Origin of the sequence: Staphylococcus sp. AtHG25, assembly GCF_003217445.1 — a bacterium.
Lineage (GTDB): Bacteria > Bacillota > Bacilli > Staphylococcales > Staphylococcaceae > Staphylococcus > Staphylococcus haemolyticus.
Genome location: NZ_QJSN01000001.1, coordinates 124,017 through 140,039 on the forward strand (window position 1 = coordinate 124,017; position 16,023 = coordinate 140,039).

A 16,023-nucleotide genomic window follows, 5' to 3' on the forward strand; every position below is an offset into this window, starting at 1 on the left:
AAATTTTTACATTTTGTCTGTAGCTTTAGCCTTGTTATTGGCTTCTTCACTTTCTGCTTTATCTTTGTTGTCACTGAAGGAACATCCTCTTAAAAATACTAAAAATATAATACTTATAAAAAATAATCTTTTCATATTAGCCTCCTCATCTTTTTTGTAAATTGAAAAGATACTATTTACATATATTTTTTATATTTGATTTAACTTTTTCAGTGACATAAATAATTAATTGATATCCCAACCTTTCGTACTCTTTTATATGAATTTAAGAAGATAATACGAATTATTCATAACTTTTTCAGAATTAATTTTTAAACTGGAATCACAAAATCAGATAAAGGAGTGCATAAGAATGACTGGTATCATATCATCAGTATTATTACTCATTTCAATGGGGAGTTTAGCAGTAGCTTTTTTAACAGGAATATACGAAATACTTTTATGGTTAAGAGATAAAGATTATTCTCCTACATTTAAAATTCCCGTATTATTCTTTGGTTTATACGTGCTATTCTATATACCAACATTTATATTAATTAATTAATAAAACATGGAGGTGAAATATATGGAGGGGTTTCATATTTTATTAGTAGAAGACGATGAAACCATCGCTAAAAATTTAAAACAAATATTACAACAAAAAGGTGCACAGGTGACATTAGATAGAACTGGAGATAGCGTTTTTAACGTATTGAATGACGTTCATATCATTATTATGGATATAATGTTACCCAATAATGATGGTTTGTCTATCACTGATGAGATAAGAAGCATTTCTACTATACCTATTATTTATTTATCAGCAAGAGTCGATATCGATTCTAAAGTTAAAGGTTTGAATAATGGCGATGATTACCTTACCAAACCTTTCAATCCGAGAGAACTTATTTCTAGGATTAATAATCTTTTAACTATCCATTATGCTGATAAAGAGGCTCAATTTTATGAGTTTAAAGTTAATGCTAAAGACAAGATAATCAAATCTAATGATGGAAACCAATTATCTTTAACTAAAACGGAACGTCGATTATTTTTCTATATGTATGAAAACAGAGATTTGATTTTAAATAAGGATCAAATTATTGATTACGTTTGGCAATTTGAATCCGCTTCTGAAAATACTTTGAACGCTTATGTAAAAAAATTAAGAACTAAGTTATTAGATTCTGGAACAATTATTGAGACAATTTATGGTATTGGTTATAGATTAAATGGGGGCTAATTTATGAGACTATTAAAAAAATACTATATGTTCATGGGATTGGGTTTATTATCGATACCTCTAGTTTTTTTAGCTATCAATAGTATGATACTACTATGTATTCTATTTATTGAAAAAGTCTTGGGTTATCCAATCGGTTTAAATTTTAAATCCAGTGGTCTTACAATAATTTTTTATATCTTTTTCTTCTTAATTCTAATTACTTTAGTTATTATTGCTTCACGCTATGTATATAAAATTGTGGATCGTTTACGTTTACTTAATGATAAATTATTAGACATTGCTAATAGTGACAAATTACCTAATAAATTAGACATACCTACTCATATAAATGACGAAATTGATGAAGTTGGCCAATCTATAAATATCTTAATAGACAGACTAAGATATAGAGAGTTAGAAATCATCGAAAACAAAAAGCAAGAACAAAATTACATTAATCAACTTGCCCATGATATTAATACGCCTCTAACTGCATTAAATTTAGAGTTATACCAACTCGGATTTCAATATCAAATTAATGATAATGATATAGAGTTATCTTATGAAAAGATAAACTATATTTCTAATTTAATTAAGGCATTACCTAACAAAGATGATATTACTAGATTTTATACGTTTAACCACCAAGTTGATATACAAGCATGTATAAACACAACAATTGATAAATGGCACTATCTATTAGATTCAAAGAACATTCTAACCATTCTAAATGTTGAAGGTAACCCTATTTATTGGCTTGGTGACCAATTATGGTATGAGCGCTTATTTGATAACATTATTTCTAATATTTATAAACATTCTGATTCATCTCGTATTACCATTTTTCTAAACGAGGATTATATTACTATTCAGGATAATGGTATTGGCTTTAATGATATGTCTACTAAATCTAAAGGTTTAACTATTATTAAAGATATTTGCGAAAGATTCTCTTTAAAATTAAATATTAAATCTGATTCTAACGGTACTATAATCACTATTGAAAACAACAGAGAGTAATTATTTATATAAATCATTTATTTGTTAAAACTAGATATACTTTCTTAAAAATTGTTTTAAATTAAAACCACATAAGAAACATAAGCGTTCACATTCTTTCGTGTGTAGTTCTAAGATAGATTACGAAACATAGTTGCGAAGACTCCTAGGGGAGCATCTCAACTAAAGTGGAATGATGAACCTAAGTGCTATGACACACCAGGAACGCGTATCAACTTATTTGAGTAATCATCTATCTAAGAACACCTTTACAAAACAAAAAAGCTTTTGAGTAAAAGTAGACTTTTTGTAAGTCTTCATTTATCTCAAAAGCTTTATTATCCTCATTTAATGATTTAACGCATTCGTAATGACATTTTTAAACGTAGTTTCTTCAATACGATTATTCTGTTCTTGTTGTGCATTGACTCGCTCTTTAAATACACTTGGTTCCTTAGCAATTTCATTTAATATATCAATTAATTGTTGAGGTTCGTCTTGCTTTGTAATATTCTTTTTAGCAATAAATGAACGACGATGCGCAGTTTCATCATAAGCCAAAATTAATTGATTATGGAGCATTGCACGTTCAATAGCATTAACGATTTCTCCACCTTTATTGATATCTAAATAAACATCACATGTTTGGAATAATTGATCAATCTTCGCTTGGGTGATTGTTGGATAAAGTTTAACGTTATCATATTTACCCAAGCCCATTAATTTAGCTGACATTTCGGTAATAGCACCAATATGAAATTCATAATCTTCACACTGTCGTATAATTTCTTCTAAATTTGGAAGATCATCAGAATTCGTTAAATTAAGTACTTGCTTGTTATAATTATTAGGCTTCTGATAATCATACAAGTAGCCCAATTGACTGATGAAAGGACGATACTGCGCCTCAACATTGGATGTAATAGCCTCAAATTCTGCACTATCTGGGATAATTACCTTTGAATTCAGCGTCTCTTTATCTAACAATAACTTCATATTTCCCGGGACATTACTATGACTTTGTTCTTGCCAGAATAACACTGCATTCAACATATGATTCGATTGATATAACACGAAAAATGGTGTTGCCAATGAATTGATGAAGACAGTTGAAGTATCAACATCTATTTGGTCTAAATAGAAGCTAATGAAGTCTTGTTTTGACGCAAAGAAATGCGATTGACCTTGCCAATCTAATATAATATCTTTTGTGACAAAGTTTTCATATAACACTTCTTTCCCTTGACGATCTACGTAAGTCTTCAAGATGGGCTTTTTATTTAAATCATATACCGTTTCCGCAAATTTAAATCCATCTTTGTTATAAAAATCGACCGAACGCAAACGGTCCTTTGTATCAAACCACTCCACAAAACTCACAATTCGATTTTTAAAATGCTCGCGATAAAATATTCGCCCTCTTACATTACCATTATCTATAATTTCTGCATGATTATAATTACCTTTAATTTCCCATAATGGTGGCACTTGAACCTCATTAAAAAATGCTGGTTTATCGTCATCATTTCGTTTATAATTTGCAAAAAATTGATACGGCGTCATGACGTTATCGGGTAAAAAACCGTCATCATCCATCACAATGGTCTCATGTTTAAATCCTGCAAATTGAAGTGATTGTTGAAGTTTTTGTGATGCTTCATCAAATATTTCAAATAAATTAATCATATAGCACCTCATCAATTAGATTTTGCCACTTTTGCGTAATATGCTCAGTTTTAAATGATTCTGCAATTTTATAAGATTTCTCATGCGAATGCTTAGGCCCATCATTAAAATACTGAACAATTTTTTCAGCCATAAGATTTGTAATGACTTCGACATCTTGGTTATCTTTATCAATTGGTATGAGATATCCATTCTCACCGTGACTAATAAATGTTGGATTACCGTAATTCACATCGAATCCTATCATGCCTAATCCAGAACCTACCGCTTCCATTAAGGTCAAACCGAACCCTTCACTTGTTGAAGCCGATACAAATAAATCATAGTTCACATAGATTTCATCTAACTTCTTATGACCTTTAAGTTGAATATAATCTTGTGCTTCATTTTCTTTAATGATTTCTTCAATTTTCGATCTTTCGTTACCATGACCATATATATCAAATGTTAATTTTGGCACTTTCTTTTTAGCTTTAATTACAGCTTTCGCAATCCAATCTACATGTTTTTCACTAGCTAACCTAGAAGCCGTAAGCATAGAATATCGCTTTCTTTCCCCAATTGGATAACTTAATTGATGTAGACTACCTACTGGGATAGTTCTGACACGAGGTTGATGAGATGTATATTTTTGAAATTGCTCGGATAAAACTTGATTTTGTAAATCCGTCGCAGTGATATAAAAATCGATATATGGTGCTTGTGCAAATACATATTCGTAATAGTTATTCCACAAAATGTAGCTATCATTTGTAGCATTTTCGCTATAATGTTCCGCATGTACAACAATACCGACTTTACTTGATCCTTTATGTTCTAATATACTTTGACCAACTTCAGTCGATCTATCAATAATAACGATATCTTGTTCAGTCAGATGCAACTTTTTCATAAAATAAGCTACAAATTCCTGTTTACTGTATAATCGAGCATCCTCAAATACATAGACACTCGATTCTCCGTCTATATATTCTTTATAAGCAATAGAGCCATCCTCATTGTAAAACTGTCGCTTATATAATTTGGCACGATTCTCATATGGTGCATAATATTCCGAGAAAGTTCGTACATAGCTATAGTAATCTTTCCGAACTAACATACCATTGACGACAACTTCTGCACGATCGACAATAATGTCATCTTCATTCTTCAAATAACAGCTCACATAGGATTTATCATTCCCGATGTATAAGCGCATAGTTTTACCAGTAACCACTTGGGCAGTGACAGGATTACCTAAATCCTTTTTCAAGTCATCAACCGTATACGTTGTTGGTGCGATAGGTATATCACTGAAATATTGATACAGCCATATCACTTCATCATCTTTAAACCCGATATTGTCAGTTAACGTTTGAATGTTCTCTGCGGAAATAAAGTCTAGAAAGATAAATTTAGCTGGTTGATTTACCTCTCTTAATAATTTGGCACGATAAGCTTGAGCATATTCTACACCACTGCTCGCCCACCCAATGCCAAAATTAATATTATATATTGTCATCTATGAACACCTCATTTTAAGGAAAATGTACTACTAAATCTTGATCTTTATCAAACGTTAGAATACTTAAACATAAATTACGAATCGTTGCCCGTTTAATATTTATCAGCATCATTTCATATGTTTCTAAAGCTACTTTATGATATTCGAATATTGCATTTCGTTGACCATTTTGTCGATTATTAACACTCGCTTTAAGTTGTTGAAGTTGATCAACTTGATTTATCCATTCTACATCTATGGCTTTCAATATTGCTTTTTGAAGAAATCGTAATTTAAAATAATCGTTATTTGCAATTTTCATATTCTCTTTTAATTGTTTGTTAAATTGTTGCACTAGATAATCAATGGTTTGTTCACGTGTTTGAATCTGTTGGCTAATAGCGTCATCTTTGAAACTAAAGCTCAACTGCTCATAAATATAATTGATGATGTCATCTTTATTATGAATATGCTTTGTTCTCAAATCATAGTCAAAGACATCACGCGCTAGTGAATCAAAGTCAAATGCACTGAAGTCTGACGTTTCAAGAATACGATTGCGCTCTTCATACACACGATCACGTTGAATGCCGATACTTTTTTCGAATTCATTAGCCATTTCACGCGCCATCATTGAGGTTTCTTCAGATACACGCTGTGCTTTAGAGACAATCCCTCTTACTCTTCTTCTGAAAAAAGGACTATCTTGTAGTTTGTCTGGATCAACGTCTTTTAGTTTTTTATTTTCAGCTAGTTTAGAGTTACTCCAACGTTTAACAATGTAATCATCTAATGATACATAAATCTGTGAAACACCTGGGTCACCTTGACGACCAGAGCGTCCACGCAATTGTCGGTCAACCCTGCTATTCTCCATATGTTCATTGATTATGACTGCAAGTCCTCCGAGCTCATAGACTCCAGAGCCAAGCTTAATGTCTGTACCACGACCAGCCATACTAGTTGAAACTGTAACAGCACCCAGTTGTCCTGCCTCAGCAATCATTTGTGCTTCTTTAGCAACATTCTGTGCAATTAATAAGTTATTAGGGATATTGTCTTTAAATAATTGGGTTGAAAAATATTCAGCCGCTTCAGCAGTTCTTGTTATTAAGAGTACTGGTTGTTTAGTGGCATGAATTTCTTTTACTTTCTCAAGTATCGCTTTATTCTTTTCATCTGATTTCGCATATACCCGGTCTTCTTTATCATTACGTATAATCGGATGATTGGTTGGAATTTCAACTACTAACTTAGAATACAAATCAAAGAATTCCTTTTCTCCCAACTTACCGGTTCCGGTCATCCCTGAAAAGCCATTAAATAATTTGAATAGATTTTGGAAGGTAATTGTCGCCATTACACTTAAATCTTGTGATAATTCTACACTTTCTTTAGCTTCAATCGCTTGATGCAAACCAGATTGTAGTTTGGTACCCGGCAACATTCGCCCTGTAATTCGGTCTAAAAGTACAACTTCGCCATTATAAATAAAATAATCTAAATTATCTTTGAACAGATACTTCGCGCGTAATGATAAGTTAATGACACGTACCAAATCAAAATATTGTGGTAGGTAGATATTATTCACTTTAAAATAATGATTGGCTACATCAATGCCTTCATCCGTAAGCCATACTTCTTTTTTATTCACATTTAATTTAAAGTGTTCATCTTCAACTAACGTTTCAACAAACATCTTAATAATGTGGAATAAATTGGATTGCACACGTGGAGCACCAGAAATAACCAGTGGTGTTTGCGCAGCATCCAATATAATTGAATCAACTTCATCAATAATCGCAAAGTTCAATTCAGGTAAATATTTAGCATTAATATGGTCTGCTAAATTATCAAATAAATAATCAAATCCTAAACGACCATTTGTTGTATAAATGATGTCATGGTTATATAACATTTGCTTCTCATTTTCGGCATATTCATAATCTGGAATATCCACAAAGCCAAGTGACGCTGTTAAGCCTAACCATTCATATAAAGGTCGCATTTCTTGAAAATCACGATTCGCCAGATAATCATTCGTAGTAATTAGAAATGCGCTTTTTCCTGTAAGTGCGTTTAAATAAAGGGGCATTGTCGCTGTTAACGTCTTACCTTCCCCGGTTTGCATTTCTGCTATATTACCTTGATGCATCACGATGGCGCCCATCACTTGAACATCTTTCGGATACATACCTAGTACACGTTTCGATGCTTCACGAATCGTTGCATAAGCTTCCGGCAACAGTTTATCCAGCGTCGTTTCCCGTTTCTCTAAACGTTGTTTAAAGTCAGCTGTTTTAGCTTGTAATGCTTCATCTGAACAGTTTCGCATTTGATCACTTAATCGATTTACTGCCACTAACTGCTTCTGTAATCTTTTCAAACGCATCGAGTTAATCACATTACTAACTTGATTAGCCATTTTGATCACCTCGCACATAAACACTTTCGCCAAATATGACTCGATTTAATACATCTAAATTAACTTTACTTTCAACGATAGAGTGTGTTTCAGATTCATCTGTATCTAACTCTTGAATAATAATATTTTTGAAAAAAAGTTCCGACAAGCCAGCATTTATTAATTCAATTTTATAAGCATAAGCCTCTTCAGGAAATTCGAATTCTGCATCACTATTTTGAATGATTAAATTGGAATGTTCCGTGTCATTTTTACGATAAAATGTAATCTTTATATACACACTCCCTAGAGGCTCGACATTGTAATTTAAAATCACTTTATATTGTTGTTTCTTTTTCAAAATAGGGAGCGATGGCGCGTATTTATGTTCACTAAAAGTTGTTAACATACGCCAATCATGTATAACAGTCCCTGATGGCATCAATGGATTGTTAAAGTATGTTCCATCATCCTCAATGCGTAATTTCGTACCATACATAAAGGTTGTAGTATTTATATGACGCCACGTTAATGTATAACTATTTAATGCTGACATCGCTATCTCTCCCGAATTGATCTTTTAATATAATGTTATAAAAGTTGACAAACCAACTTGTTATTGTAGGTGAATCATCATTATGTCGACCCGGTACACCACGACTCATAACATGTGAACCTTGTTGACTCAATACTGGTGATAAATTTTGAAATGCCGTAGCATCATAATCATCATTGTACATATATGCAATTGCAAATGTTGTATTTGTTAGATTACTGTTTTTTAATTTTTCCCAAAAACGTGTATCTAAATGTTGAACATCTGCAGTGGAAATACCACCTGTATTCGCCAACAACACATCGTTTGCAGTGCCAAATTCATTTGGACGTAACAATTTCATATTATCTGCTATAGTACCAATATTTAATAACGGTTTCCCTACTACAACCGCAGCTGGTTCTAATTGAGCTGCATAGTACAAGGCACCAAATGATCCCATAGATAACCCTGATAGTATAAGTTCATCATGCTTGAAACCTAAAAAGTCTAAGGCTTTTTGAATCACATTGATAATCCCTTGTTCAAAAGTTTCGGATCCAAGATAGAATGAACCACCTTCAAGACGAGGGTCACCAATTAAGATAAACGGTGCATTCATCTTATTCATCATGAAATAGCCTTCAAATCCTTCAGCAGGACGATAACCACTAAAATACACATTGAGCGGGGGCTTCATATCACCTGGATTAAAATAATGTATAAACTCATCTCGTTTCTCATCAGTAAAACGCTGTCCACCCAAAATAAATTGTCCCATTTCTAGTCGTGACCAACGTTTATGAATGGCACCAATACATAACTTACCCTTTCCTTTTGCTTTAAGAGATACGCTGACATTCATTTGAGTCGTCCTTAATGGTAATTGAATAGGTTGATTTAAATCTTTATGCTCAAAACGTAATGTTGTATCTGGATATTCCGTCGATCCAAACGGAGATAATCTAAATGTGTACTCGATTTCTACATCTCCTTCAAGTGAATACTCCGGCCAAAGCTCGTTAACCTTATCTTTATCACTTACTAAACTTTGTGTCCACGTAACAATAGGTTTGAATGATGTACCGAAATCACCTTCTAACACGAGTGACTTGTTCCCCTCATATTTATACGTTCCTTGAAAATGTGGGTTAACAGTCGTCTTAATTGGTGATACTCTATCGCCATATTGCCCAGGAAATGTTACAGCTAACAATTGATGATGTAGCTCTTTCTCAGTTTGATAATTAAGTTTCTTTACAAATTTGTGTTGGATTAATGGTTCAGCATCATAATTGGGAGACCACATTTGTGCATCGATGACCGTATTGTGAGGTGTAGCGACGACTCGTAATAAATCCATTAATTCAGGTGAGTAAGCACTTTGTACAAATACTAAATCAAAGTTACCAAATGCATTTATAATACTTTTTACCGCTTCAATATAACCACTATCAAACGTAAATAATGCATCATCTAAATAATCCCATTCAACACCTTTTTTACTGTCAAATAATGGTTCTAAATCTTTCCCACCTACTTGTAAGATTCTGAATTTACGTGCCATGAATTTCACCTTCAATCACACTATTTAATCTTTGGATTATCTTTTCTGAACTGAATTCATCACTTAATTTAATAGAATGCGCAAACGAATAATTCCAATTCTTCAGATTGTCTATAAAATAATTTAGCGCTGCACTTAATTGTTGGATATTATCGATAATTAAGCCATTTAACTTATCATCTACATAATCCGTCTCTCGCCTATTGATTTGTGGAACGCCTGCACTAATACTTGAAATTTGTAAATATAAATCAGGCTCTTGGTTTAAATCTACAATCACTCTTAATTGCGACAATTCCTTCATTAAATCTTCTTCGAAAGGCACATAAATTAACTTAACCTTTTCTATTTCATCTTCTTCAAGTTCCGTTTGTAAAATATCTTGAACTTCTGGAGAGAATTCTTCTTCCTCAACATTTAACAATGCATTTAATTGATCTATTTCATCTCTTAACCATTGCTGTATATCGTTCTCATTTAATCGCGTTAACAGATGGATTATGGTTTGTTCATGTTGAGAGACGTATTGACTCAATTGATTGATAACCGTTTTTAAGTCTTCTTCACTAAGTGAAGCTATCCAAACGCCAATATTCGTTTCATACAATTGACTACTTATATTAGGTAACATTTGTGCATCAAACGGCGTTACGCGCATAATTTTGAATGGTTGGTACTCAGGATTCTGAGTTATGAATTGATTTAATTTAGTCGCATTTGCTTGTGTATCAACTATACATTGATTCGCTTTTCCAATAGTTTCTAATAACGTCGCATCGATGTATGCATTTCTCTGCCTGAATAATGAGAAACACATATTCTCAGGTTTGAATGTATCTGTTAATACATAATTGTGTCTTTTATCTGCAGCAATAATCACTTTATCGTCATCCGCTAATGTTGAAGTATTGTATTGTTGAATTTTTTCAAAAATAAGTTCATCCATATTGCCATATGACTTCTTCTGAAAAAGGTCATAGAATTCTGGTTGGATAGTAATTTTTTCAGTCATAAAATCTTGAGTCATAATGATCTGACCTTTAACCGCTAAGTAATATCGTTTCATTGGTGATTGTCCATCATGATAAATTTCAATCGATGACACAAACCCTCTATCATCAAATATCAATTTACGGCTTAGTGTTTTGTGTTCATAATCCTCAATGCAAATTAAATAGCCTTCTTGACTAAAAATCATCTTAGAAAATTGATTATCACTTTTAATGGCCAAGACTTGAAATGGCGTATAAATAAATTCAGTGTCTTCTGACCAAGATAATTCTCTATAATCAATTGCTACAGGTGTGCCATGCGTTGCACCTTGTATCTCATCAAAAAGAGACCAATAATTCATTTCATAAAGCTCATGACGATGTAAAAATAATCGCAACAGGGGATTATAATTCAAGATGATTGTATTGAATGGTTCATTGTTTTTATGATGCATCAACATTAAACTTACCATGTCATCAAATTCTGTCGTTTTTCTTTTTATATAAAAGGGTACAACAGCGCTATCCCACCAATTGTTCGAATCGTACCATGCAGGTATAAACTGTTTCATAACTATCTCCTACCAATATTTATTCAAGATTTGCTTGTAACGATCAAAGTATAAGTACGTGCGAATCGTCTCACCAATATTAATACTGATGTACACTAAGATAATCAGTTGCATTGAAAAGTAAATTTCTGTTGATAGATTGGGCACCAACAATGTTGAATATAATGGCACTGCCAGAATCAATGCTACCAATATGGCACCAGTCCAACATACTCTTCTAGCCTTACTATTTAAATACCGCTCTGTCTCACGACCCGGACGTATAGAATCAAAATAATTCCCATTCTTTAGAAATTCATCCGCCTTTTTCTTAGTATTAATCAAAAATCGTGACAGCAAGTAACTCAGTACGATTTGTAACACAATATAAAACATAATACCTATCGGATTAGCAAAACTTAAAAATTCGAAATTTGCGTTTGACCCGAGCAATGTAGCTATTAAATTAATCATATTATTTAACAGTACGTATACTGATAAACTAATCATAATTGAAATACTTCCAGCCGGATTTAATTTCCATGCTAAATATGTTGGTGTCTTATTCGTAGAGTTATTCATGATGTCTTTGTAATTGAGTCGATATTCCGATAACTCAATAAATAATAGAATGAGTAATGCTATGACTAATGTCACAATTACTAATATAAGTAATAAGACACTTACACTTAACTTAAAAAAGTGTTGGTTATTAAATAATGATTTGATTAAACTTGTTAATACAATTGGCATTGGACCACAAATACCGTATGTAATATTTTGATCTGCTAACCAAACCAATAACATTGTCCCCGCAACAAGAATTAGCATGAGTAAAATGATGTTTGAATCTTTAATAAAGTTATTATGAATATACGTACTGATTACAAAATAACTTTGAAATATTGCAAACACTATTGTTATAATTCTTTCCTTATAATGCTTTTCAGAACGTGTTTGTTTCGTTGCTTGATCCAAATTACGATAATTTAATAACATAATGATAACTAGTGATGTTAACCAAGGTCCAAGACCTAATGAGAATACATTTAATGTATGAAGATCCCCACCTACATTTGAAACTGCTAATTTGAAAAATGTATCTTTGTTATCATAAATACCTTCCGAACCCACTATTGAAATATTACTTCCAAAAATGTAAACAATTAAAATGAAACAGGTAAATAAAATCCTCTTGTATAAAATCTTATATTCATGTTTCTTAATCATAATTTCACCTAAAATTTTAAAAATAAATTTTTTTACATTATATCAAAGAGGCTAAAGATATTAATTAGTTTGGTTTATACATACATTATTCCAACCAATAATTATACTTTAGCCTCTTTTTTTAAGGATAGACAACCAACTTATAGAAAAGTGATTATTTTATAAATCTATCTCCCACATGAAGTAGTTTATTGTTCTGATCCTTTATTCTTTTTATCTTTTTTATTTTTACGAGATTTACCAAATAATCCTAATCCCGCTAACATTGCTGCAACAGCTGATACAAGTCCTGTTGAATTAGAGTCACTATCTCCAGTATCAGGCAATTCATCTTTAGCATCATGATGAAGTGAATTGCTATGCATTTGTGAATCATTATTACTTTGAGATTCAGAAGTAGTCATTGACGTACTGTTTGAAGTTGATGCTGAGTGACTTAGTGACGTGCTCAAGCTTGTTGAATCTGTTCCACTCATACTTTCTGAAGTTGATATTGAATCAAATTGTGAGTGAGAAGTACTCATAGAATTTGATTCACTTACAGAATGTGATGTGCTGAATGAATGTGAAGCATTACTATCTGATGTGCTTGTGCTACTTGAATCACTAATACTTGTTGATGCTGATGCACTATCTGACGTCGTATTAGAATCAGAATTACTGATTGAATGTGATTTGCTGTCTGAGCTTGAAGTATTATTTGAATCTGTTCCACTCATTGAATGTGAAGCACTTCTACTTTCTGACGTACTTGCTGACGTAGATGTACTATCTGATGTGCTTGCGCTTGTTGAACTTGATTCGCTCATTGATATTGATGTACTGATTGATGTCGATACGCTTGCACTTGTTGAATCACTCACACTTGTTGACGTTGATTCACTTGATGATGTGCTTGCACTTGTTGAATCACTCACACTTGTTGACGTTGATCCACTTAATGATGTGCTTGTGCTTGTTGAGTCACTCACACTTGTTGATGTTGACGCACTCAATGATGTGCTTGCACTTGTTGAATCACTCACACTTGTTGACGTTGATCCACTTAATGATGTGCTTGCACTTGCTGAGTTTGAAAAACTCGTACTTGTTGATTCACTTAATGACGTACTTGTGCTTGTTGAGTCACTCACACTTGTTGACGTTGATCCACTTAATGACGTGCTTGCACTTGTTGAATCACTCACGCTTGTTGACGCTGAATCGCTTAATGATGTGCTTGCACTTGCTGAGTCACTCACACTTGTTGACGTTGACTCACTTAATGATGTGCTTGTACTTGTTGAATCACTCACGCTTGTTGATGTTGATCCACTTAATGACGTGCTTGCACTTGTTGAGTCACTCACACTTGTTGATGTTGATGCACTAACTGATGTGCTTGCACTTAATGAGTCTGAAAGACTCGTACTTTCTGATCCACTTAATGATGTGCTCATACTTGTTGAATCACTCATGCTTGTTGACGTTGATGCACTATCTGATGTACTTGTGCTTGTTGAGTCACTCACACTTGTTGATGCTGACGCACTCAATGATGTGCTTGTACTTGTTGAATCACTCACGCTTGTTGATGTTGATGCACTTAATGATGTGCTTGCACTTGTTGAGTCACTCACACTTGTTGATGTTGACGCACTCAATGATGTGCTTGTACTTGTTGAATCACTCACGCTTGTTGATGTAGATGCACTTAATGATGTGCTTGCACTTGTTGAGTCACTCACACTTGTTGATGTTGACGCACTCAATGATGTGCTTGCACTTGTTGAGTCACTCACACTTGTTGATGTTGATGCACTCAATGATGTGCTTGCACTTGCTGAGTCTGAAAGACTCGTACTTGTTGATTCACTTAATGACGTACTTGTGCTTGTTGAGTCACTCTCACTTGTTGACGTTGATCCACTTAATGACGTGCTTGCGCTTGTTGAATCACTCACGCTTGTTGACGCTGAATCACTTAATGATGTGCTTGCACTTGCTGAGTTTGAAAGACTCGTACTTGTTGATTCACTTAATGACGTACTTGTGCTTGTTGAGTCACTCTCACTTGTTGATGTTGATGCACTCAATGATGTGCTTGCACTTGTTGAATCACTCACACTTGTTGACGTTGATCCACTTAATGATGTGCTTGCACTTGCTGAGTTTGAAAGACTCGTACTTGTTGATTCACTTAATGACGTACTTGTGCTTGTTGAGTCACTCTCACTTGTTGACGTTGATCCACTTAATGACGTGCTTGCACTTGTTGAATCACTCACGCTTGTTGACGCTGAATCACTTAATGATGTGCTTGCGCTTGTTGAGTCACTCTCACTTGTTGACGCTGAATCACTTAATGATGTGCTTGCGCTTGTTGAGTCACTCTCACTTGTTGATGTTGACGCACTCAATGATGTGCTTGTACTTGTTGAGTCACTCACACTTGTTGACGCTGAATCACTTAATGATGTGCTTGCACTTGTTGAATCACTCACACTTGTTGACGCTGAATCACTTAATGATGTGCTTGCACTTGCTGAGTCTGAAAGACTCGCACTTTCTGATCCACTTAATGACGTGCTTGCACTTGTTGAATCACTCACGCTTGTTGATGTTGATCCACTTAATGATGTGCTTGTGCTTGTTGAGTCGCTCTCACTTGTTGACGTTGACTCACTTAATGATGTGCTTGCACTTGTTGAATCACTCACACTTGTTGACGCTGAATCACTTAATGATGTGCTTGCACTTGTTGAGTCACTCACGCTTGTTGACGTTGATCCACTTAATGATGTGCTTGCACTTGTTGAATCACTCACGCTCGTTGACGTACTTGTTGATGTGCTTTGACTGTTCGCTGTGCTTGTTGACGTACTTGTTGATGTGCTTTGACTGTTCGCTGTGCTTGTTGACGTACTTGTTGATGCGCTTTGGCTGTTCGCTGTGCTTGTTGACGTACTCGTTGATGCGCTTTGACTGTTTGCTGTGCTTGTTGACGTACTTGTTGATGCGCTTTGACTGTTCGCTGTGCTTGTTGACGTACTCGTTGATGCGCTTTGACTGTTCGCTGTGCTTGTTGACGCGCTTTGTGAGTTAGCTGTACTTGTTGGATCAGTTACAGTAACTTTTTTACCATTAAAAAAGTCAGTACCACCTGTGTCAGATGTAGAGTACGGATCAAATGTAAACGATGTATCGCCCCCAGAATTAATAGGAACTGTCCATGTCGTTGTTAAACCATAGCCTTGTTTAACCTGATATCCAGTCAGTTGATAACCATTTGCCCAAGTATATCCATTACCTTGTTTAACCATAGGTGTTGAATTTTCTTTTGGATTACTAACCTTTGTACCTGTTGAGTCTGTAATATAGTTCGTGGCAGAT

At 33.9% G+C, this 16,023-nt stretch carries 12 protein-coding genes and 1 pseudogene; 4 read left to right on the plus strand and 9 right to left on the minus strand.

The window, feature by feature from the left end:
* Window positions 1–6: 6 nt before the first annotated feature.
* Window positions 7–135, minus strand: a complete 129-nt coding sequence (locus BDW31_RS12625; protein ID WP_257643615.1) for a hypothetical protein — start codon at window positions 133–135, stop codon at window positions 7–9.
* 217 nt (window positions 136–352) lie between these two features.
* On the opposite strand from BDW31_RS12625, the gene BDW31_RS00560 reads away from it, so the two are divergent.
* The 3 genes from BDW31_RS00560 to BDW31_RS00570 are packed head-to-tail and all read left to right on the plus strand — an operon-like array spanning window position 353 to window position 2,224.
* Window positions 353–544 carry a hypothetical protein gene (locus BDW31_RS00560; protein ID WP_033079658.1) on the plus strand — a complete coding sequence of 64 codons (192 nt, stop codon included), beginning with the start codon at window positions 353–355 and terminating at the stop codon, window positions 542–544.
* A gap of 21 nt (window positions 545–565) precedes the next feature.
* Window positions 566–1,222 carry a response regulator transcription factor gene (locus tag BDW31_RS00565; RefSeq protein WP_180535354.1) on the plus strand — a complete coding sequence of 219 codons (657 nt, stop codon included), beginning with the start codon at window positions 566–568 and terminating at the stop codon, window positions 1,220–1,222.
* A gap of 3 nt (window positions 1,223–1,225) precedes the next feature.
* Window positions 1,226–2,224: a sensor histidine kinase gene (locus tag BDW31_RS00570; RefSeq protein ID WP_037538185.1), complete on the plus strand. Its 999-nt coding sequence runs from the start codon at window positions 1,226–1,228 to the stop codon at window positions 2,222–2,224.
* 327 nt (window positions 2,225–2,551) lie between these two features.
* Here BDW31_RS00570 and gtfB read toward each other — a convergent pair whose 3' ends face one another.
* From gtfB to BDW31_RS12980, 8 genes and pseudogenes are all read right to left on the minus strand, one after another.
* On the minus strand, window positions 2,552–3,889 hold the full coding sequence (gtfB, locus tag BDW31_RS00575) for an accessory Sec system glycosylation chaperone GtfB (protein WP_053017735.1): 1,338 nt from the start codon (window positions 3,887–3,889) through the stop codon (window positions 2,552–2,554).
* The gene (gtfA, locus tag BDW31_RS00580; protein WP_110708906.1) at window positions 3,882–5,390 is read right to left on the minus strand and encodes an accessory Sec system glycosyltransferase GtfA; all 1,509 of its coding nucleotides are present in this window, start codon (window positions 5,388–5,390) and stop codon (window positions 3,882–3,884) included. The genes gtfB and gtfA overlap by 8 nt, the downstream gene beginning before the upstream one ends.
* 16 nt (window positions 5,391–5,406) lie before the next feature.
* Window positions 5,407–7,797, minus strand: coding sequence for an accessory Sec system translocase SecA2 (gene secA2 / locus BDW31_RS00585; protein ID WP_110708908.1), 2,391 nt, complete (start codon window positions 7,795–7,797; stop codon window positions 5,407–5,409).
* Window positions 7,790–8,332, minus strand: a complete 543-nt coding sequence (gene asp3, locus BDW31_RS00590; protein ID WP_011274658.1) for an accessory Sec system protein Asp3 — start codon at window positions 8,330–8,332, stop codon at window positions 7,790–7,792. Before asp3 ends, secA2 begins: the two co-directional genes overlap by 8 nt.
* Window positions 8,316–9,878, minus strand: a complete 1,563-nt coding sequence (asp2, locus tag BDW31_RS00595) for an accessory Sec system protein Asp2 (protein WP_110708910.1) — start codon at window positions 9,876–9,878, stop codon at window positions 8,316–8,318. Before asp2 ends, asp3 begins: the two co-directional genes overlap by 17 nt.
* Entirely contained in the window at window positions 9,868–11,442 is a 1,575-nt protein-coding gene (gene asp1 / locus BDW31_RS00600; RefSeq protein WP_110708912.1) for an accessory Sec system protein Asp1, read from the minus strand. Before asp1 ends, asp2 begins: the two co-directional genes overlap by 11 nt.
* 9 nt (window positions 11,443–11,451) lie before the next feature.
* Window positions 11,452–12,651, minus strand: a complete 1,200-nt coding sequence (gene secY2 / locus BDW31_RS00605; protein WP_037558375.1) for an accessory Sec system protein translocase subunit SecY2 — start codon at window positions 12,649–12,651, stop codon at window positions 11,452–11,454.
* 188 nt (window positions 12,652–12,839) lie between these two features.
* Window positions 12,840–15,515: pseudogene (locus BDW31_RS12980) on the minus strand (LPXTG cell wall anchor domain-containing protein); the annotation flags it as partial.
* A gap of 193 nt (window positions 15,516–15,708) precedes the next feature.
* Here BDW31_RS12980 and BDW31_RS12985 point away from each other — a divergent pair.
* Window positions 15,709–15,882, plus strand: coding sequence for a hypothetical protein (locus tag BDW31_RS12985; RefSeq protein ID WP_201420457.1), 174 nt, complete (start codon window positions 15,709–15,711; stop codon window positions 15,880–15,882).
* Window positions 15,883–16,023 lie beyond the last annotated feature (141 nt).

Excerpts from the sequence above, each read along its gene's own strand:
- BDW31_RS00560 (WP_033079658.1), top strand. The coding sequence starts at position 353 with ATGACTGGTATCATATCATCAGTATTATTACTCATTTCAATGGGGAGT.
- asp1 (WP_110708912.1), bottom strand. The coding sequence starts at position 11,442 with ATGAAACAGTTTATACCTGCATGGTACGATTCGAACAATTGGTGGGAT.
- asp2 (WP_110708910.1), bottom strand. The coding sequence starts at position 9,878 with ATGGCACGTAAATTCAGAATCTTACAAGTAGGTGGGAAAGATTTAGAA.
- BDW31_RS00570 (WP_037538185.1), top strand. The coding sequence starts at position 1,226 with ATGAGACTATTAAAAAAATACTATATGTTCATGGGATTGGGTTTATTA.
- secY2 (WP_037558375.1), bottom strand. The coding sequence starts at position 12,651 with ATGATTAAGAAACATGAATATAAGATTTTATACAAGAGGATTTTATTT.
- BDW31_RS12625 (WP_257643615.1), bottom strand. The coding sequence starts at position 135 with ATGAAAAGATTATTTTTTATAAGTATTATATTTTTAGTATTTTTAAGA.
- asp3 (WP_011274658.1), bottom strand. The coding sequence starts at position 8,332 with ATGTCAGCATTAAATAGTTATACATTAACGTGGCGTCATATAAATACT.
- secA2 (WP_110708908.1), bottom strand. The coding sequence starts at position 7,797 with ATGGCTAATCAAGTTAGTAATGTGATTAACTCGATGCGTTTGAAAAGA.
- BDW31_RS00565 (WP_180535354.1), top strand. The coding sequence starts at position 566 with ATGGAGGGGTTTCATATTTTATTAGTAGAAGACGATGAAACCATCGCT.
- gtfA (WP_110708906.1), bottom strand. The coding sequence starts at position 5,390 with ATGACAATATATAATATTAATTTTGGCATTGGGTGGGCGAGCAGTGGT.
- gtfB (WP_053017735.1), bottom strand. The coding sequence starts at position 3,889 with ATGATTAATTTATTTGAAATATTTGATGAAGCATCACAAAAACTTCAA.